At 73.2% G+C, this 18,592-nt stretch carries 19 protein-coding genes; 6 read left to right on the top strand and 13 right to left on the bottom strand.

What is annotated here, in order from left to right:
* Nucleotides 1-31: 31 nt before the first annotated feature.
* Nucleotides 32-814 (bottom strand): C40 family peptidase, encoded by a 783-nt coding sequence (locus tag CLV70_RS39700; RefSeq protein WP_158277776.1) that lies wholly within the window; start codon nt 812-814, stop codon nt 32-34.
* 279 nt (nt 815-1,093) lie between these two features.
* Between CLV70_RS39700 and CLV70_RS18145 the strand changes: the two genes are divergently transcribed.
* Nucleotides 1,094-2,098, top strand: a complete 1,005-nt coding sequence (locus CLV70_RS18145; RefSeq protein ID WP_106127715.1) for a S1 family peptidase — start codon at nt 1,094-1,096, stop codon at nt 2,096-2,098.
* Nucleotides 2,099-2,101: 3 nt separating this feature from the next.
* On the opposite strand, the gene CLV70_RS18140 is transcribed toward CLV70_RS18145, so the two are convergent.
* Nucleotides 2,102-3,265 carry an aminotransferase class V-fold PLP-dependent enzyme gene (locus CLV70_RS18140; protein ID WP_245908310.1) on the bottom strand — a complete coding sequence of 388 codons (1,164 nt, stop codon included), beginning with the start codon at nt 3,263-3,265 and terminating at the stop codon, nt 2,102-2,104.
* A 122-nt stretch (nt 3,266-3,387) separates the two neighbouring features.
* Here CLV70_RS18140 and egtA point away from each other — a divergent pair, with 122 nt between their 5' ends.
* The 4 genes from egtA to egtD all read left to right on the top strand — a co-directional run bounded on the left by egtA (nt 3,388) and on the right by egtD (nt 7,721).
* On the top strand, nt 3,388-4,629 hold the full coding sequence (egtA, locus tag CLV70_RS18135) for an ergothioneine biosynthesis glutamate--cysteine ligase EgtA (RefSeq protein ID WP_245908309.1): 1,242 nt from the start codon (nt 3,388-3,390) through the stop codon (nt 4,627-4,629).
* A gap of 67 nt (nt 4,630-4,696) precedes the next feature.
* Entirely contained in the window at nt 4,697-6,001 is a 1,305-nt protein-coding gene (gene egtB / locus CLV70_RS18130) for an ergothioneine biosynthesis protein EgtB (protein WP_106127713.1), read from the top strand.
* Nucleotides 6,001-6,750, top strand: a complete 750-nt coding sequence (gene egtC, locus CLV70_RS18125) for an ergothioneine biosynthesis protein EgtC (protein WP_106127712.1) — start codon at nt 6,001-6,003, stop codon at nt 6,748-6,750. Before egtB ends, egtC begins: the two co-directional genes overlap by 1 nt.
* Before the next feature lie 2 nt (nt 6,751-6,752).
* Entirely contained in the window at nt 6,753-7,721 is a 969-nt protein-coding gene (gene egtD / locus CLV70_RS18120; protein WP_106127711.1) for an L-histidine N(alpha)-methyltransferase, read from the top strand.
* Here the strand turns inward: egtD and CLV70_RS39150 are convergent.
* From CLV70_RS39150 to CLV70_RS18070, 11 genes are all read right to left on the bottom strand, one after another.
* On the bottom strand, nt 7,708-7,986 hold the full coding sequence (locus CLV70_RS39150) for a hypothetical protein (RefSeq protein WP_146164090.1): 279 nt from the start codon (nt 7,984-7,986) through the stop codon (nt 7,708-7,710). The genes egtD and CLV70_RS39150 overlap by 14 nt on opposite strands.
* An 88-nt stretch (nt 7,987-8,074) precedes the next feature.
* Nucleotides 8,075-8,668, bottom strand: coding sequence for a TetR/AcrR family transcriptional regulator (locus tag CLV70_RS18115; protein ID WP_106127710.1), 594 nt, complete (start codon nt 8,666-8,668; stop codon nt 8,075-8,077).
* Between the two features lie 49 nt (nt 8,669-8,717).
* The gene (locus CLV70_RS18110) at nt 8,718-9,923 is read right to left on the bottom strand and encodes an acyl-CoA dehydrogenase family protein (protein ID WP_106127709.1); all 1,206 of its coding nucleotides are present in this window, start codon (nt 9,921-9,923) and stop codon (nt 8,718-8,720) included.
* Entirely contained in the window at nt 9,923-10,933 is a 1,011-nt protein-coding gene (locus CLV70_RS18105) for a phosphotransferase family protein (RefSeq protein ID WP_106127708.1), read from the bottom strand. Before CLV70_RS18105 ends, CLV70_RS18110 begins: the two co-directional genes overlap by 1 nt.
* The gene (locus CLV70_RS18100; RefSeq protein ID WP_106127707.1) at nt 10,930-11,712 is read right to left on the bottom strand and encodes an SDR family oxidoreductase; all 783 of its coding nucleotides are present in this window, start codon (nt 11,710-11,712) and stop codon (nt 10,930-10,932) included. Before CLV70_RS18100 ends, CLV70_RS18105 begins: the two co-directional genes overlap by 4 nt.
* On the bottom strand, nt 11,709-12,464 hold the full coding sequence (locus CLV70_RS18095; protein WP_106127706.1) for an SDR family oxidoreductase: 756 nt from the start codon (nt 12,462-12,464) through the stop codon (nt 11,709-11,711). Before CLV70_RS18095 ends, CLV70_RS18100 begins: the two co-directional genes overlap by 4 nt.
* 123 nt (nt 12,465-12,587) lie before the next feature.
* Nucleotides 12,588-13,853: an ABC transporter substrate-binding protein gene (locus CLV70_RS18090; protein WP_106127705.1), complete on the bottom strand. Its 1,266-nt coding sequence runs from the start codon at nt 13,851-13,853 to the stop codon at nt 12,588-12,590.
* Nucleotides 13,850-14,881 (bottom strand): branched-chain amino acid ABC transporter permease, encoded by a 1,032-nt coding sequence (locus tag CLV70_RS18085; RefSeq protein ID WP_106127704.1) that lies wholly within the window; start codon nt 14,879-14,881, stop codon nt 13,850-13,852. Before CLV70_RS18085 ends, CLV70_RS18090 begins: the two co-directional genes overlap by 4 nt.
* A complete protein-coding gene (locus tag CLV70_RS18080) occupies nt 14,878-15,756 on the bottom strand; it encodes a branched-chain amino acid ABC transporter permease (RefSeq protein ID WP_106127703.1) in 879 nt (292 codons plus the stop codon). The genes CLV70_RS18085 and CLV70_RS18080 overlap by 4 nt, the downstream gene beginning before the upstream one ends.
* Before the next feature lie 8 nt (nt 15,757-15,764).
* Nucleotides 15,765-16,472, bottom strand: coding sequence for an ABC transporter ATP-binding protein (locus CLV70_RS18075; RefSeq protein WP_106127702.1), 708 nt, complete (start codon nt 16,470-16,472; stop codon nt 15,765-15,767).
* Nucleotides 16,469-17,341, bottom strand: a complete 873-nt coding sequence (locus CLV70_RS18070; protein ID WP_106127940.1) for an ABC transporter ATP-binding protein — start codon at nt 17,339-17,341, stop codon at nt 16,469-16,471. Before CLV70_RS18070 ends, CLV70_RS18075 begins: the two co-directional genes overlap by 4 nt.
* 556 nt (nt 17,342-17,897) lie before the next feature.
* Between CLV70_RS18070 and CLV70_RS39695 the strand changes: the two genes are divergently transcribed.
* Nucleotides 17,898-18,557: a DUF4190 domain-containing protein gene (locus CLV70_RS39695; RefSeq protein ID WP_158277775.1), complete on the top strand. Its 660-nt coding sequence runs from the start codon at nt 17,898-17,900 to the stop codon at nt 18,555-18,557.
* Nucleotides 18,558-18,592 lie beyond the last annotated feature (35 nt).

Genomic DNA, 18,592 nt, shown 5'->3' with positions numbered 1-18,592 from the left:
GCCGGCTTCGGGTGGGCCGGCTTACGGGTGATCAGCCGATGAGGCGGCGGAACTGCAGGGTGGACGTGCGGTAGATGAAGCGTTCCGTGACGCGGCGGCCGGTGCCGGGCGCGTCGACCATGCGCCACCGGCCGACGAGGATGCCGACGTGGCCGCGCATCGCGACCAGGTCGCCGACCCGGGCCGTGCGGGGGGTGACCCGCCGACCGTGGCGGGCCTGGGCCGCCGAGGAGTGCGGGAGCCGGATGCCCACGACCCGGTAGGTGCCGCGGGTCAGGCCCGAGCAGTCCCAGCTCGACGGGCCCGACGCGCCGTAGGCGTACCGGTCGCCGCGCTGGGCGCGGGCGAACGCTACGACCCTGACCCGGGCCCGGGCGTGTCGCAGGGCGAGCTGGCGGGGTGTGAGCCGCGGCGTCCTGCGGGGCATCAGCTTGCCGGCGAGGCCGACCGCGGCCGGCGCGGCCAGCGCCGCGTCCAAGGAGGCCGGCTGGAGAGCCGAGGCCGCCGGGTTAAGGGCGAGGGCTGCCGGATCGGGTGCGAGGGCTGCCGGTCTGAGGGCGAGGGTTTCTTTCGCGGCGGGGAGCAGCGCGGGGAGCAATGCGGGGTGGAGAGCGCGGGCCGGGATCAGGTCGCGGGCCGGGATCAGGTCGGGGGTCGGGTTCAGGTCGGGGGACGGGTTCAGGGCCGGGGCCGGGTTCAGGGCGGGTGCTGCCTCGGCGGAGGAGGGCAGCAGCAGGACGGCGAAGGCGCCGGCGCAGACGGCCAGGCGCAGCGGGCTAGCGGACAGCGTGGCTCCTCGGTCGGCCCGGGACACGCGAGTGCTTTCCTGTGCCGGCTGACGCCGGTGCCGTGCGCAGCGTTGCGTACGGCGAGGACCCGAGCGGCGAAATGTCTGACGTCGGCGACCGTAACCGAGGCCTGTCTTAGCAGGTCAATCCGCACAAGGCGGGCCCGGCGTCAAGGTGCCGCGCAGGCCGGGAAACCGGGCCGGCGGCTCGCTCGTTGATACTGTCCGTGAGCGTCCGATTACGACGTTTTCGAGCAGGAAGTGGTCTTCCAACCGATCACCGTTCTGGGTGATCTTTGGCGGACGATGGACACGAAATCGACGAAGCTTCTGCTGGCGATCCTCGTGCTCTGCGGTCTGGTGATTCTGCCCGGCACCGCGGCGCACGCCGTCGCCAACGGGGAGACCGTGGCCGACGGCGAGTACCGGTTCGCCGTCAAGCTGACGATGACCGGGATCCCGACCGCCGGCGGCGGACGCCGCAACAGCTCGTGCTCCGGCGGGCTCATCTCGCCGCGCTGGGTGCTCACCGCCGGTCACTGCTTCCGGGACACGAGGGACCGGCACGTCTCCCGGCCGGTCGCGCGCAAGACCACGGTCACCGTCGGTCGTGCCGACCTGGACAGCGACGACGGTCAGGTGGCCACCGTGGTCGCGGTGCGGCAGAGCAAGACCGCCGACATCGCGCTCGCCAAGCTCGACCGGCCCATCACCGGCATCACCCCGCTGAAGCTGAGCCGCAGCCGGCCCCAGACCGGGGACAAGGTGCGGCTGACCGGCTTCGGGCTGCTCGACGGCGACGACACCGAGGAGCCCCGGCGGATGCAGACCGGCCGGTTCAAGGTGACGTCGGTGGACGACACCCTGATCGGGCTCGCCGGGACGTCGCCCCGCAAGGACACCAGCCCGTGCAAGCACGACTCGGGCGGGCCGTACTTCACCGAGAAGGCGGACGGGACGGCGGTCGTGGTCGCGGTGGTCAGCACCGGGCCGACCTGCCCGCATCGCGGCGCGGACCTCGGCAGCCGGATCGACACCGCGGCGCAGTGGATCACCTCGATCGTCGGCAAGGACCTGGTCGTCCCGCCCCGCCCCAAGCCGTCGAGCTCCCGCGGGCCGTCGGCCGGCGGCGGCGGGAACGCCGCGGCGCCCAAGGCCCCACCCGCGACCGACCTGGCCGGCTTCTCCACGCAGGAGGTGGGCGTCTCGGCGGGCGTGGTGCTGGCGGCCGGGTTGATCGGGGTGCTGGCGCTGCGACGGCGCAAGCGCGCTCCCCGCGGCGGTAGCCACCGGTCGCGCGCCCTGCGCTGACGCTCAGCGAGGGGAGGGCAGGTGCCGGCAGAGCAGGTCCAGCTCCTCCTCGGTGTTGTAGTAGTGGGTCGAGGCGCGGACCACGTCCGGCAGGCCGCGTCCCTTGAGGTGCCACTGGGCGTAGTCGGCGGGGCTCACGCTGGTGTTGACGCCTGCGGCGGAGAGCGTGTCCCGTACCTCCGTGGAGTCCACCCCGGCGACGGTGAACGTGACGATGCCGCCGAGGCGGGCGCCGCGGTCGTGGACGGTGACGCCGGGGCGCTCGCGGAGCCGGTCGCGCAGGCCGGCGGCGAGGGCGGTGAGACGCTCGGTGGTCGCCGCCAGATCCCACGACAGCGCGTAGTCGGCGGCGGCGCCCAGGCCCAGCTTCGCCGCGTAGTTCGTCTCCCAGTTCTCGAAGCGCCGCGCGTCGGGGCGTACCTCGTAGCGGTCCGGCGCCGGCCAGGTCGCCGCGTGCAGGTCCAGCAGCGGTGGTTCGAGCCGTTGGGCGAGGTCGCGGCGGGCGTACAGGAAACCGGTGCCGCGCGGAGCGCGCAGGAACTTGCGCCCGGTCGCCGACAGCAGGTCGCAGCCGAGTTCCGCCACGTCGATCGGCAGCTGGCCGACCGACTGGCAGGCGTCGAGCAGGAACGGGACCCCGGCGGCGCGGGTCAGCCGGCCCACCTCGGCCGCCGGGTTCACCAGGCCGCCGGAGGTCGGTACGTGCGTGAGCATGACCAGCTTGACCGTGTCGTCCAGGCGCCGGGCGAGGTCGGCCACGTCGATGCCGCCGTGCTCGTCGTCGTCGACCAGTTCGACCACCGCCCCGGTGCGGCGGGCGACCTGGAGCAGCGCGATGACGTTGCTCGCGTACTCGGCGCGGGTGGTGAGGATGCGGTCGCCGGGGCCGAACGTGAAGCCGTAGAACGCCATGTCCCAGGCGCGGGTGGCGTTCTCGACCACGGCGAGCTCGTCGGGGGCGCAGTTGATCAGCCGGGCCAGCGAGCGGTAGACGTCCTCGACCCGCTCGGCCGCCTCGGCCGCGGCCTCGTAGCCGCCGATCTCGGACTCGCGGCGCAGGTGGGCGATCGCTGTGTCGGTGACCACAGCCGGCGGCAGCGCGGCGCCGGCGTTGTTGAGGTGGGTGACAAAGGCGCAGCCTGGGGTTTCCCTGCGCGCGCGGTCCACATCGACGGTACTGATGGTTCCTCCCTCGTCATCGGTACGCCTTCCGAACCTAACGCCAAGGACTGCACGAGATCGAAACATCTGTGTATGGTCGCCGAGGGATCAACACTCTAAGGAGAGCCGTGACTACCAAAAGTAGTGACGAGGATCCGGCCGGACGGATCCTGCGGCACGCCTCCGAGGCAGCCGAGCACGTCTCCGGCATCTGTTTCAAGACCGGCCCACCCGGCCGCGTCGGTGTGGAACTGGAATGGACCACCCATCGCGCCGGCGAACCCGCGGCGCACCTGCGGCCCACCGCCCTGAGACGGGCGCTCGGACCGCACGCACCCACCGCCCTCGGCAACCGCGACCCCGTCCCGCTACCGGGCGGCGGCACGGTCACCCTCGAACCCGGCGGCCAGGTCGAGATCTCCTCCGCACCGGCGGACTCCCTGGTCACCCTGTACGCGGCGGTCACCGCCGACCACGCCCGGCTGGCCGACCTCCTCGCCCGCTCCGGCCTCGGCCTCGGCGAGCACGGGCTCGACGCGCACCGGCCGCCCGTACGCATCCTCGACACCCCCCGCTACGCGGCGATGGAGTCCGCCTTCGCGCGGGCCGGCGAACCGTCCGGCCGCACCATGATGTGCAGCACCGCCGGGCTCCAGATCTGCCTCGACGCGGGCACCGAGGCGCGGGCTCCGGCCCGCTGGGCGGCGGTGCACGAGCTCGGCCCGCCGCTGCTGGCCCTGTTCGCCAATTCGAGCCGTCACGCGGGGCGGGACACCGGCTGGGCCAGCGGGCGGATGGCGGCCTGGCACGGCATCGACCCCCGGCGCAGCGGCCCGGTGGCCGCCGGCCCCGATCCGGCCGAAAGCTGGGCGCGTTATGTGCTGACGGCGCCGCTGTTGTGCGTACGGCGCGGCGACGGCCGGTGGGACGCGCCGGAGGGGGTGACGTTCGCCGACTGGATCGGCGGCGCGTTACCGGTGCCGCCGACCGTGGACGACCTCGAATACCACATCAGCACGCTGTTCCCGCCCGTACGCCCGCGCGGCTACCTCGAGGTGCGCTACCTCGACGCGCAGCCGGGCGGCGAGTGGATAGCGCCGGTGGCGGTGCTGTGCACGCTGCTCGCCGACGACGCCCTGACCGACGCCGCCCGTGACCTCGTCGCCCCCGCCGCCGGACGCTGGCAGCAGGCGGCCCGCGACGGCCTGGCCGACCCCGTGGTGGCCGCCTGCGCCGCCGACGTCGCCGACCTGGCCTGCCGCCACCTGGACCGGACCGGCCTGCCGGGCCGGGTCCGCGCGCTGGTGGCCGGCATCGTCGACCGGCGACTGCGGCACGCCGACCTCCGCAGCGAAGACCTCATCCGTTGACCGCAGGCCCGCGCGCCGGCCGATGCCGGTGCGCGGGGCCGTGCCGCCTTGTGGAAGGACCGCTCCGATGACCCAGGACCTGCGGCTCACCGTGGCCGCCGAACTCGACCGCGCCCGCGCGCGGACCACCCTGCTCACCGACGCCGTCGACGACTCCGACCTCGTCCGCCAGCATTCGCCGCTGATGTCGCCGCTGGTGTGGGACCTCGCGCACGTCGGCAACCAGGAGGAGCTCTGGCTGGTCCGCGACGTGGGCGGGCGCGAACCCGTACGCCGCGACATCGACGAGCTCTATGACGCGTTCAAGCACCCCCGCCGGAACCGTCCGGCCCTGCCGCTGCTCAACCCCGCCGAGGCCCGCGCGTACGTCGGGCAGGTGCGGGACAAGGCCCTGGACGTGCTCGACCGGGTACGGCTGACCGACCGGCCCCTGGTCGCCGACGGGTTCGCGTTCGGCATGATCGTGCAGCACGAGCAGCAGCACGACGAGACGATGCTCGCCACGCACCAGCTGAGGGCCGGCGCCCCGGTGCTGGAGGCGCCCGCGCCGCCGGCCGCGCGCGTACCCGTGTCGGGGGAGGTGTTGATCCCGGGCGGGCCCTTCACGATGGGCACCGACACCGAGCCGTGGGCGCTGGACAACGAACGACCCGCGCACCGGGTCGACGTCCCGGCGTTCTTCATCGACGCCGCCCCGGTCACCAACGCCGAGTACGCCGCGTTCATCGCGGACGGCGGCTACGACGAACCGCGCTGGTGGAGCGAGCGCGGCTGGGCGCACCGGCGGGAGGCCGGGCTGACCGCGCCGATGCACTGGAAGCGGGACGGGGACGGGTGGGCGTACACGCGGTTCGGGCGTACCGGAAGGGTCGTGCCGGACGAGCCGGTGGTGCACGTCTGCTTCTTCGAGGCGGAGGCGTACGCGACCTGGGCGGGCCGCCGGCTGCCCACCGAGGCCGAGTGGGAGAAGGCGGCCCGGCACGACCCGGCCACCGGCCGCTCGCGGCGCTTCCCGTGGGGCGACGACCCGCCCGGCCCGGAGCACGCCAACCTCGGACAGCGGCATCTCGCGCCCGCACCGGCCGGCGCCTACCCGCGGGGCGCGTCGCCGCTCGGCGTGCACCAGCTCATCGGCGACGTCTGGGAGTGGACCAGCTCCGGCTTCCACGGCTACCCCGGCTTCCGGGTGTTCCCGTACGCGGAGTATTCGCAGGTCTTCTTCGGCGGTGACTACCGGGTGCTGCGCGGCGGCTCGTTCGGCACCGACGCCGCCGCCTGCCGCGGGACGTTCCGCAACTGGGACCACCCGATCCGGCGGCAGATCTTCAGCGGCTTCCGCTGCGCCCGCGACGCCGGAACGGACGTCGGCTGATGTGCCGCCACCTGGCCTACCTGGGACCGCCGGCCCCGCTCGCCACCCTGCTCTCCGACCCGCCGCACGGGCTGCTGCGCCAGGCCTGGGCACCGCGGGACATGCGCGGCGGCGGCACCATCAACGCCGACGGGTTCGGCGTCGCCTGGTATCCGCCGGGCGCCGCCGAGCCGGTGCGCTACCGCGGCGCGATGCCGATCTGGTCGGATGCCGCCCTGCCCGCGCTCGCCGCCGCCACCGTGTCGGGGGCCGTGCTGGCCGCCGTACGCTCCGCCACCGCCGGCATGCCGGTGACCGAGACCGCCGCGGCGCCCTTCGCCGAGGGGCGCTGGCTGTTCAGCCACAACGGCGTGATCCGGGGCTGGCCCGGCTCGGTCGTCAAGCCGGCCGGCCGGCTCCCGGTGCGGGACCTGCTCACCCTCGACGCCCCCACCGACGCCGCGCTGCTCTGGGCGCTGGTGCGCGACCGGCTGCGCGCCGGGGCGCCGGCCGCCGACGCGGTCGCCGAGGTGGTGGCGGAGATCGACCTCGCCGCGCCCGGGTCGCGGCTCAACCTGCTGCTCACCGACGGCGAACAGGTGGTCGCCACCACGCTCGGCCACGCCCTGTCCGTCCGCGCCGGCACCGGATCCGTGCTGGTCAGCTCCGAACCGCTCGACCCGGGCGAGGAGTGGGAGCCCGTACCCGAGGGCCACCTGCTCGTCGCCACCCCGTCCACCGTGCACCTGACCTCGCTAGGGAGATCGTGACCATGCTCGAGATCCACCTCGACGAGCACGACATCGACCGTGAACTGCGCGCCGACGTCACCACCGGCCTCGCCGCCGACCCGAAGTGGCTGCCGCCCAAGTGGTTCTACGACGCCCGCGGCAGCCGGCTGTTCGAGGAGATCACCCGGCTGCCCGAGTACTACCCGACGCGCACCGAGCGGGCGATCCTGGCCGGGCACGCCGACGACATCGCCCGCCTCACCGACGCCAAGACGCTGGTCGAGCTGGGCTCCGGCTCGTCGGAGAAGACCCGGCTGCTGCTGGACGCGCTGCTGCGGCACGGCACCCTGGGCTCCTTCGTGCCGCTCGACGTCTCCGGCGCCGCCCTCGAGGAGGCGGTCGCCGGGCTGACCGCGGACTATCCGGGCCTGGCCGTACGCGGGGTGGTCGGGGACATGACCCGGCACCTGGCGCACCTCCCGGACGGCGACAACCGGGTCGTCGCCTTCCTCGGCGGGACCATCGGCAACCTCGTCCCGGCCGAACGTGCGGAATTCCTGTCGGCGCTGCGCGCGGCGCTGCACGAGGGCGAGTGGCTGCTGCTCGGCACGGACCTGGTCAAGGACCCGGCGGTGGTGGTGCCCGCGTACGACGACGCGGCCGGCGTGACCGCCGAGTTCAACCGCAACGTCCTCCGCGTGATCAACCGCCGCCTGTCCGCGAACTTCGACGTCGACGCGTTCGCCCACGTGGCCCTCTGGGACGACCGCAACGAGTGGATCGAGATGCGCCTGCGCGCGACGTCCGCGCAGCGGGTCACGATCGGCGAGCTCGGCCTGACGGTGAACTTCGCCGCGGGCGAGGAACTCCGCACCGAGATCTCGGCCAAGTTCCGCCGCGAGGGCCTGGAGAACGAGCTGGGCCGGGCCGGCTTCGCGCTCCGGCACTGGTGGACCGACCCGGCGGGGCTGTTCGGGGTGTCGCTGATCCAGGCGGTCACCGCGGCCTGAGGGAGTGGCGGAGGCCGCGGAGGTTGTCGTCGACGCGGTCGAGTTGGGCGAGCAGGGTGACGGCCGCGGGGTCCGGGCGGGGGCCCGCGGGGCGCTGCTCGCGCAGCGGGCGGAACTGGGCGTGGACCAGGCTGTCGCTGGCCGCCACCACCATGGCCAGGTCCGCCGGGTCCGGGCGGCGGGGGGCCGCCGGTGCCGGTGCGGGGGTGGGGCGGCGCAGGGCGGGTGGGGGCGGTGCCGAGGCGCCGCGCATCGCCGGGCTCACGTCGCGGCTCGGTTCATGTGCGCCTCCTCGTACCGGTGGCGGTTCCTTCGCTATCGGCAGGCGGCGGCGGTGCTGTAGGGAAACGGGGTCAGCGGGTCAGGAGGGCGCGGACCATCGTCTCCAGGGTGGTGCGGGCGCGGTCCGGGTCCAGCCGCATCGCGTCGCGCAGGGTGCCCCAGGTGGGCCACATGCTCAGGGCGGTCAGGGCGGTCAGCAGGTCCTCGTCGCCGGCGAGTTCCGGGCCGAAGACGGCTCTCAGCTCGTCGCGTACGCGCTGGATGTGGGTGCGGCGGTGGTTCTGCAGGGCCGGGGAGAAGGGTTCCTTGAGCGAGGAGGCCTTGGCGACCGGCGCGATCTGCTCCAGCTGGCGGGCCCGCTGGTGGCAGTACGCCTCGATGCGCCGGTCGAGGGGCAGGCCGGCCGGGATCGGTTCGTGGCAGTCGTCGCGCTGCTCGAGGATCAGCCGGCCGCTGGCCGCGAAGAGGGCCTCCATGTCGGCGAAGTGACTCCACAGGGCGCGCAGGGACACGCCGGCGTGCTTGGCGATGCGGTCGGCGGTGGGGCGCAGGTCGCCCTCGCGCAGCAGGGTCACGTGCGCCTCGACGATGGCCGCGCGGGTGCGTTCCGAGCGGGCCGTGCGGCCGTCGATGCGCTGGGGCGGGCGGGGTGACGCAGCCGGCATCAGTAGCTCCGGTGGCTCTCGAGGGGGTGAATCACGGGGTGGGCCGGCATCAGGCTTGCCGGTAGCGGTGCAGCTCGCGCCGGGCCAGCGAGCGCTTGTGCACCTCGTCCGGGCCGTCGGCCAGGCGCAGGGTGCGGGCGGCGGACCACAGCCGGGCCAGCGGGGTGTCCTGGCCGACGCCGGCCGCGCCGTGCGCCTGGATCGCCTTGTCGATGATCCACTCGGCGGTGGACGGCACGATGATCTTGATGGCCTGGATCTCGGTGTGCGCGCCCTTGTTGCCGACGGTGTCCATCAGCCACGCCGCCTTCAGCACCAGGAGGCGGGCCTGCTCGATGCGGACGCGCGACTCGGCGATCCACTCCTGCACCACGCCCTGCTCGGCGAGCGGCTTGCCGAACGGGGTGCGGGCCAGCGACCGCCGGCACATCAGCTCCAGCGCCCGCTCCGCCATGCCGAGCAGCCGCATGCAGTGGTGGATGCGCCCCGGGCCGAGGCGGGCCTGGGAGATCGCGAAGCCGGAACCCTCCTCGCCGATCAGGTTCGCCGCGGGTACGCGTACCCCGTCGAAGACCATCTCGGCGTGGCCCCCGTGGTCGCCGTCGTCGTAGCCGAAGACCGTCATGCCGCGCCGGACGGTGAGGCCGGGGGTGTCCCGGGGCACCAGGATCATGCTCTGCTGCACGTGCCGGGCGGCATCGGGATCCGTCTTGCCCATCACGATGAAGATCCGGCACTGCGGGTTCATCGCGCCGGAGATGTAGAACTTGCGGCCGGTGATGACGTACTCGTCGCCCTCGCGGACGATCCGGGTGCCGATGTTGGTCGCGTCCGAGGAGGCGACCTGCGGCTCGGTCATCGCGAACGCCGAGCGTACGGTCCCGTCGAGCAACGGGCGCAGCCAGCGTTCCCGCTGCTCCGGGCTGCCGAACTCGGCGAGCACCTCCATGTTGCCGGTGTCCGGGGCCGCGCAGTTCAGCGCCGGGGGCGCGATCCACGGGCTGCGGCCGGTGAGCTCGGCCAGCGGGGCGTACTGGAGGTTGGTCAGGCCGGCGCCGTGCTCGCCCGGGAGGAACAGGTTCCACAGGCCCGCGAGCTTGGCCCGGGCCTGCAACTCGGCGATGACCGGCGGCGGGGACCAGTCGCCCCGGTACGCCTCGTCGAAGCCCTCCTCGGCGGGGTAGACGTACTCGTCCATGAAGGCGAGCAGCCGCTTGCGGTAGTCCTCGGTCTTCTCGTCGTACGCGAAGTCCATCAGTTCCCCTCCAGCGTGCCGTCCAGCGACTCGTGCCCCTGCGTGACGAGCGGTCCCACCATCGCGCCGACCGTGTCGAAGCCGTCCCCGACGGTCTGCCCCTGCACGTAGCGGTAGTGCACGCCCTCGAGGATCACGGCGAGCTTGAAGGCGGCGAAGGCGACGTACCAGTGCAGGTCGGAGACGTCGCGGCCGGAGCGCTCGGCGTAGTGGGCGGCCAGCTCCGCGAGGCTGGGATGCCCCGGTACGGACAGCGAGGTGCGCGGCGCGCCGTCCTGGGTGAGCAGCGGCCGGCCGGCGTACACGAGCATCAGGGCCACGTCGCTGAGCGGGTCGCCCAGCGTGGACATCTCCCAGTCGAGCACGGCGCTGACCTGGAGCCGGTCGCCGATCAGCACGTTGTCGAGGCGGTAGTCGCCGTGCACCACCGCGCCCGGACCGCCGGCCGGGATCTCGGCGGCGAGCCGGGCGTGCAGCTTCTCGATGCCCGGCACCTCGCGGCTGCGGGAGGCGTCGAGCTGCTTCTTCCACCGGCGCACCTGGCGCTCGTTGAAGCCCTCCGGCCGGCCGAAGTCGCCGAGCCCGATCGCGCCGGGTTCCAGGGCGTGCAGGGCGGCGAGGGTGTCCACGAGGGACAGCACGAGCCGGTGCATGGCCTCCGGGCCCAGCGCCTCCAGGGCGGCCGCGTCGCGGTAGATGGTGCCGTCGACGTGCTCCATGAGGTAGAACGGCGCGCCGATGACGTCCCGGTCGGTGCAGAGCCGGACCGGCCGGGGCGCCGGGAAACCCGCCCGGGACAGCGCGTCCAGCACCCGGTGCTCGCGGGTCATGTCGTGCGCGGTCGGCAGCACGTGCCCGAGCGGCGGCCGGCGCAGCACCCAGCGCTGGGTGCCGTCGGTGACCGCGTACGTCAGGTTGGACCGGCCGCCGGCGAACATCGTCGCGCTCAGCGGCGGCGACCCCAGGTACGCCCGGAGCCGCTCCAGATCGAGCCCCCGCGGCCCGCTCATGACGGGACCGCCGCGTCGAAGCCGCGCTGGATCTTGTTCATGCCGCCCAGCCAGCGGTCGGTGTCGGTGGCCCGCCGCCGGTAGAACTCCGCCGCCTCGGGGTGCGGCAGGATCAGGAAGCTGTCGCCCTCCAGCGCCTCGGCGACCACGTCGGCGACGTCCTCGGGCTCGAGCGCGCCGGCCGCCAGCAGCGTCTTGCTGGCGCTGTCGCCCTCGCCGGTCATCATCGCGGTGTTCACGCCCTGCGGGCAGAGCGCCTGCACGGTGATGCCGCGGTGGGCGTACGTGGCGCGCAGCCACTCCGCGAACCCGAGGGCCGCGTGCTTGGTGACCGAGTACGGCGCGGAGCCGAGCAGCGTGAGCAGCCCGGCGGCGGACACCGTGAACAGCAGGCGGCCGCCGTCGCCGTCGAGCCAGCGGGGGAGCACGGCGCGGGCCACGTACACATGGGACATGACGTTGACCTGCCAGGCCTTTTCCCAGTCGGCGTCGGGCGCATCGGCCGACCCGGCGGTGAGGATGCCGGCGTTGGCGCAGAAGAGGTCACAGCCGCCGAGCTCCGCCCAGGCGGTGTCGACCAGCCGGCGGGTGTCCGCCTCGCTCGCCGCGTCGCCCGGGACCGCCAGCCCGCCGATCTCCGCCGCGACGGCCTCGGCGGCGGCCGGGTCCAGGTCGTTGACGATCACCCGGGCGCCGTCCGCGGCGAAGCGCCGGGCCAGGGCGGCGCCGATGCCGCCGCCGGCCCCGGTGACCACGACCCGGGTGGGCCCGGAGTTCACTGCACCGTCCCGGTGAGGGTGACGCCGCCGTCGATGACCACGGTCTGCCCGGTGATCCAGGCGGCGTCCGGGGAGCAGAGGAAGGCCACCGTGCCGGCGACGTCCTCCGGCACGCCCAGCCGGCCGAGCGGATAGCCGGCGATGACCTCGGCCTCGCGGCCCTCGTAGAGCGCGGTGGCGAAGCGGGTCTTGACCACGGCGGGCGCGACGGCGTTCACCCGGACGGTGGGAGCCAGCTCGACGGCCAGCTCCTCGGTGAGGTGGATCAGCGCGGCCTTGGTGACGCCGTAGAAGGCGATGCCCGGCGCGGGCCGCAGCCCGGAGACCGACGAGATGTTGACGATGGAGCCGCCGGTGTCCGCCAGGCCGCCGCGCAGGGCCTCCTGCACCCAGCCCAACGTGCCGAGCACGTTGACGTCGATCATCTTGCGGGCGGCGCCCAGGTCGAGGCTGCCCAGCGGACCGTACGCCGGATTGATGCCCACGTTGTTGACCAGGATCGAGACCGGCCCGAACGCGCCGAGCACGGTGTCGATCACCGCGGCGCGATGGTCGGCGTCGTCGCCCTTGCCGGGCACTCCGATCGCGACCTCGGGCCCGCCGAGATCCTTGACGGCGGTGTCGAGCGCCTCGGCGTTGCGGCCGGTGATGCAGACCTTCGCCCCCTCGGCGACGAAGCGCTGCGCGATCGCGAATCCGATTCCCCGGCTGGCGCCCGTCACGATCGCGACGGCGCCCGAGAGCTTCGACATCCGGCCCGGACCCCCATAAATTAGTGCACTCGGAGTGCTGAATACTAACGAGTAACCGCCTCGCCGCCAACCCTGCATGGACCGGCGGCGAGCCGCAACCGTTTCGTCTCGGAAGCCTTCGTGCTATGCGGCCGCCGGGATGCCATTCGCCGGCGGGGCCGCCGGTGGCGTCCGGTACGCCCGCACCGCCCCGTCGCCGTCGTCCGTCTCGAGGACGTCGCCGAAGTACGCCTGCTTGCCGCCCTGAACCCGGGTGAGCTGCTCCCCGCCGTACCCGGAATGGTTCGAGCTCGAGAACCGCAGCGGGGCGAAACCGGCGCCCTGGAATCCGCCCTTCTCCACCGCGGCGATGAGCGCGTCGCGGGTCAGATTCTTCCCGGCGGTCTGGAGGCTCTGCACGAACAGGTAACCCACCGCCATGCCGTAGACGACGTTGTTGTCGAACTCGGCGGTGCCGTTGTGCTGCGTGTTGACCTTCTTGAACAGCTGGATCCACGGGTTCGCGTCGTCGGTGCTCAGCGGCAGGTAGTTGGCCGAGACCAGGCCCTCGGTGAGTCGGGCCGCCGGGCCGAGCTGCCGGGTCAGCGTGGAGATGTCCGCGCCGACCTGGGAGACGACGAACTGCGGGCGGAAGCCGATCTTCGCGGCGGTGCCGAGGCTCAGCGCGGTGAAGCCGGGCACGGTCGCCAGCATGACGACCTGGCAGCCGGCCTGCTTGAGCGCGCCCAGCTGCGGCCCGACGTTCGGGTTGCTGGTCACGTACGACTGCTTCGCCGCGACCGGGCCGAGGACCTTCTCCACGCCGGCCAGGAAGTCGCGGCCGAAGTCGTCGTCCTGCCCGAGGAAGCAGACCTTCTTCCCGGCCTGGTCCTGCTTGACGTGGGTGGCGAGGATCTTGCCCTCGACCGTGTAGTCCACGTTGAACCCGAACGTCCCCGGATATTTGTCCGGCTGGTTCCAGCTGCGGCTGCCCGACGCCACGAAGAGGTCCGGCACCCGGTTGGTGCGCAGGAAGTCGAGGACGCCGGTGTGGGTGGCCGTACCGAGGCCGTTGAGGATCGCGAAGACCTTGTCCTGGAGCACGAGCTCGCGCACGACCTGCTGGGTGGTCGCCGGGTTGTAGGTGTCGTCCATGATCTTGTAGGTGATCTTCCGGCCGTGCACGCCGCCGTTCGCGTTGACGTAGTCGAAGTACGCCCGGGTGGCCGGCGCGATCTTCGAATAGCCGGCGGCGGCCGGGCCGGTCAGCGGCATGTGCGTGCCCACCAGGATGTCGGTGTCCGTGACACCCGGGGTGTTCCCGCCGCTGCCGCCCCCGCCGCCGTCGCTGCAAGCGGTGGTCGCGGCGGCCAGGGCCAGGACGGTCAGGGCGGTCCAGAAGCGTCTCACGTCTTTCTCCTCAAGCGTGCGAAGGGCCGTCGGAAGGGTCGGAGGGAGGCGATGCCGCCGGGAGCGGCGAGCATCACGACGATCAAGGTGAGGCCGAACAGGGCCAGCGGCAGATTGCCCTCGAGCCGCTGCGCGTCGATGCCCTCGGTGACGCTGTGCGCCACCGCCGGCAGGGCGACGAGCAGCACCGCGCCCCACAGCGCGCCGGCCAGGCTGCCCAGGCCGCCGATCACGATGGCCATCAGCAGGAACAGCGACAGCGACAGCGGGAAGGCGCCGGGCGAGACGCTCTGGGCCAGCACGGCGAACAGCGCGCCGCCGAGCCCGGCGCAGGCGGCGCTGACCACGAAGGCCAGGACCTGGGTACGCCCCACGCTGACGCCCGCCAGCCGCGCGGCGGTCTCGTCGTCGCGTACGGCGCGCATCTCCCGGCCGAACCGGCCCCGCACCAGCACCGTCAGCGCGACCATCGTCACCAGCGCGCCCGCCCACGCCAGCCATGCCTGCCACCGCTCGAACGGCACCGTGCCGGGCGGCGGATCGAGCACCACGGACAGGCCCTGGTCGCTGTTGAACGTCTCGTCCCAGGTGCTCGCGACGGCCGGAACCACCACCGCCACGGCGAGGGTGAGGCCGGCCAGATAGGGACCGCGCAGCCGGGCCGCCGCGAGCCCCACCACGCCACCGACCACAGTGGTCGTCCCGATCGCCGCCAGCACCGACACGAGCAGGGTCCACTGCCCGCGCCCGGCCAGCCCGTCCTGCACCAGCGCGACCGTGTACGCGCCCGTCGCCATCAGCGCGCCGTGCCCCAGCGACAACTGCCCGTTCAGTCCGGTGAGGACGGTCAACCCCGCGGTGACACACAGGTACGCCCCCACGGTCGCGAGCTGGTAGGTGCGGAACGGCGGCAGCGCGTACGTCAGCACGACGATCAGCGCGGCGGCGAAGACCGTCCACATCAGATATCGCAGAACCGTCATGCCGCTCTCGCCGCTCTCGCCGCTCTTGCCGCCGCCGGTCGTCATACCGCTCTTGCCGCCGATCGGCCGAACAGCCCGCCCGGCCGGCCCAGCAGGACGACGACCAGCAGCACGAGCACCGCGATCGGGGCGACGGTCGCGCCGAGATAGCCGCTGACGTACGACAGCAGCAGCCCCACCACGAGCCCGCCCACGACCGAACCGACCGCGCTGTCCAGCCCGCCGACGACCGCCGCCGTGAAGGACGACACGAAGACGATGTCCATGGCGTTCGGGTGCAACCCCAGCTCGGTGGGGAGCACCAGCATCCCGGCCAGCGACCCGACCGCCGCGGCCAGCGCCCAGCCCAGCGTCAGCATGCCGCCGACGTTCACCCCGAGCAGCCGGGAGACGTCCGGCGCGAACGCCGACGCGCGCATGCGCAGGCCCGTGTCCGTACGCGTGAACAGCAGCGCGAGCGCCGCGACCACCGCGCCCACCGCCGCGAAGACGAACAGGTCGAAGCGCGACAGCAGGGCCACCCCGCCGACCGTGAACGCGTCCCGGCTGAACGGCGCCGCGGCCGGGCGGAACTCGTTGCCGTAGATCATCCCGAGCACGCCCTGGATGACCAGCACCAGCCCGAGCGCCACCACGACCTCGTTCAGCGGTGACGAATGATCGACGAAGCGCATCACCACCCGCTCGGTGACCGTGCCCAGCACGATGCCGGCCAGAACCGCCACCCCGAACCCCAGCCAGTACGACCCGGTCGCGGCGGAGACCGAATAGCCGGCGTACGCGGTGGCGACCGCCATGGCGCCCTGCGCGAAGTTGACGATCCTCGTCGCCCGCCAGATCAGGACCAGCGCCAGCGCGAACGCGGCGTAGACCGCGCCCCGGCTCAGCCCGTCGAAGGTGAGGAACACGAACCGGTCCAAGGTGCCTCCTAGAAGCCCAGATAGGCGTGCCGCAGGTCCTCGTCGATCGACGTGCCCCGGGTGACGACGCGGCCCAGCGACAGCACGACGGCCTCGTCCGCGATGGCCAGCGCGCCCCGGACGTTCTGCTCGACCAGCAGCACGGTCAGCCCGCTGCGGTCCCGCAGGGTGCGCAACAACCGCATGATCTGCGCGGTGACCCTCGGCGCCAGCCCCAGCGACGGCTCGTCCAGCAGCAGCAGCCGCGGCCGCCCGACGAGCGCGCGGCCCAGGGCGAGCATCTGCCGCTCACCGCCGGACAGCTGATGGCCGTGAAACGTACGGCGGCGCGCCAGCGGCTCGAACAGCTCGTACACCTCGCCGAGGGCCCGCCTCGCGTCGGCGCGGTCCCGGCGCCACAGGCCGCCGAGCCGCAGGTTCTCGTCCACGGTCAGCTCGGTGACCACGCCGCGACCCTCGGGCACGTGCGCGACCCCGCGGCGCACCATCTCCTCGACGCGGACCCCGCGCAGGTCCCGGCCGTCGAGCGCGACCCGGCCGCCGGTGGCCGGCAACAACCCGGAGAGGGTACGCAGCAGCGTCGTCTTTCCCGCCCCGTTGGCACCGAGCACGGCGGTGATGGAACCGGCCACCACGTCCAGATCGACGTCGTGCAGCACGGGGGCCGCCCCGTACCCGGCGGTGAGCCCCTCGGCCCGGAGCAGCGGCGCGCTCATCCGGCGGCCCCCAGGTACGCGTCGGCGACCGCCTCGTCGGCACGGATCTCGTCCGGCGTGCCGTGCGCCACCGGCCGTCCGAAGTCGAGCACCAGAATCTCGTCGCACACCGACATGACCAGATCCATATGATGCTCGACGAGCAGCACGGCACAGGACAGGCCGGCGATGAGCTCCCGCAGTTCGTCGATCTCGCGCGCGCTGAGGCCGCCCGCCGGCTCGTCCAGCAGCAGGATCCGGGGGTCGGAGACCAGGGCGCGGGCGAGGGCTACGCGTTTGCGCAGGGCGTACGGAAGCATGCCGGGAAGGTCTCCGGCCCGCTCGGCGACGCCGCACCGCTCGAGCGCGGCCATCGCCCGGTCCCTCCCGCCGGCCTTTCCGCCGGGCGCCGCGGCTGTTACCCCGTGCGGTGCGACTTCTTCGCCGGGCGTCGCGGCTGTTTCCCCGGGCGCTGCGGCTGTTACCCCGTGCGGTGCGACTTCTTTGCCGGGCGTCGCGGCTGTTTCCCCGGGCGCTGCGGCTGTTACCCCGTGCGTTGCGGCTCTTTCGCCGGGCGTTGCGGGGGCTGCGACCAGGACGTTCTCCAGCACGGTCAGGCCGGAGAAGAGGCCGACGCCCTGCAGGGTGCGGGCGATGCCGAGCCGGGTGAGCCGGTGCGGCCGGGGCCGCAACGGGCGGCCGTCGAGGGTCAGCGAGCCGCCGGTCGGGCTGACGAACCCGCAGACGACATTGAAAAGCGTGGTCTTCCCGGCGCCGTTCGGACCGATCACCCCGACCGTACGCCCGGGAGCGACGCGCAACGAGACACCGTCGAGGGCGACGAGCCCACCGAAACGAACGCCGATCCGATCGAGGACGAGACCGCTCATCGTCACCTCATCCTTGAGGGACTAATTTCACTTGGAGTGTAAGTTCCTGAAGACGCATGTCAATGCATGTGTAACATCGTCGACAGTAAATATGTACGGCGAATGCCCGCTTCGGGCCCGCGGGGTTGGGGGCCCGATGCGGAGTTGAGATCGTTCGGGACAGCGGTCGATCATGGCGATTGTTAACGTCCCTCCCGTGACTGAGCAGCGCCCGCCCTCCGACCCCACCGCCGAGCCCGCCCAGCCGGGATTCGCGCCGATGCCCCCGCCTCCGGACCAGCAGCCCGGCGGCCAGCAGCCGTATGGGGCGCAGCCGGGTCAGGCCTTCGGCGCGCAGCCCTACGGCGCTCAATCCGAGCAGGCCTTCGGTGCGCAGCCTGGGCAGGCCTACGATCCACAGTCCGGTCCTGCCGACGGCGGCCAGCCCGGGTCGCCTTACGCTGGCCAGCCCGGGTCGCCCTACGGCGGCCAGCCCGGGTCGCCGCCCTACGGTGGTCAGCCCGAGTCGGCCTATGGCGGCCAGCCTGGGTCGGGCTATGGTGCGCAGGCTTGGGGGGTGCCGGGTCAGGCCTACGGTGGGGTGTCGGGTGGGCCCTATCCCGGGCCGCCGCCGGCCGGTTACGGGCAGCCGGCGCGGGGGACGAACGGGTTCGCGATCGCGTCGCTGGTTCTCGGGTTGCTCGGCGGCATTCTGCTGTCCGTCATCTTCGGGATCGTCGCGCTGGTGCAGATCAAGCGGCGGGGGCAGGGCGGCAGGGGGCTGGCCATCGGCGGGCTGGTTGCCGCCGGGTGCTGGCTGCTGGTCATCGTCGCCGGGGTGGTCTTCGCCATCGCCACGTCGGATGACACGAGCAGCTCGGGTACGCGGGTCGGGGCCTACGTGTCGGTCGCCGACCTTCAGGCGGGGGACTGCGTCGCGACGGTGCCGTCGAGCCGGGAGTCCCGGGTGCGGACGGTGTCGTGCACGAGCCTGCACGAGGGTGAGGTGACCGGGGTTTCGGTGCTGCCCGCGGGCGCCTATCCGGGTGCGCGCGAGACGCAGGCCCAGGCGCTGAAGCGGTGCGTCGCCGCGTTCGACTCGTATGTGGCCGTGCCGGACGACCGGCTCAAGCTTCACTTCCTGTACCCGGATGCGAGCACGTGGGCGGAGGATCGCGGGGTCACCTGCCTCGTCCGCGACCCGAACGGCCCGGCGACCAGATCCCTGCGCAAGTAGCTGCGGGCCACGTGGCCGCCGGCAGATGGGTGGGC

Source organism: Pseudosporangium ferrugineum (genome assembly GCF_003002065.1).
Taxonomy (GTDB): Bacteria; Actinomycetota; Actinomycetes; order Mycobacteriales; family Micromonosporaceae; genus Actinoplanes; species Actinoplanes ferrugineus_A.
Note: the sequence above shows the minus strand (reverse complement) of the source record. Positions and strands in the feature narration are given on the sequence as shown.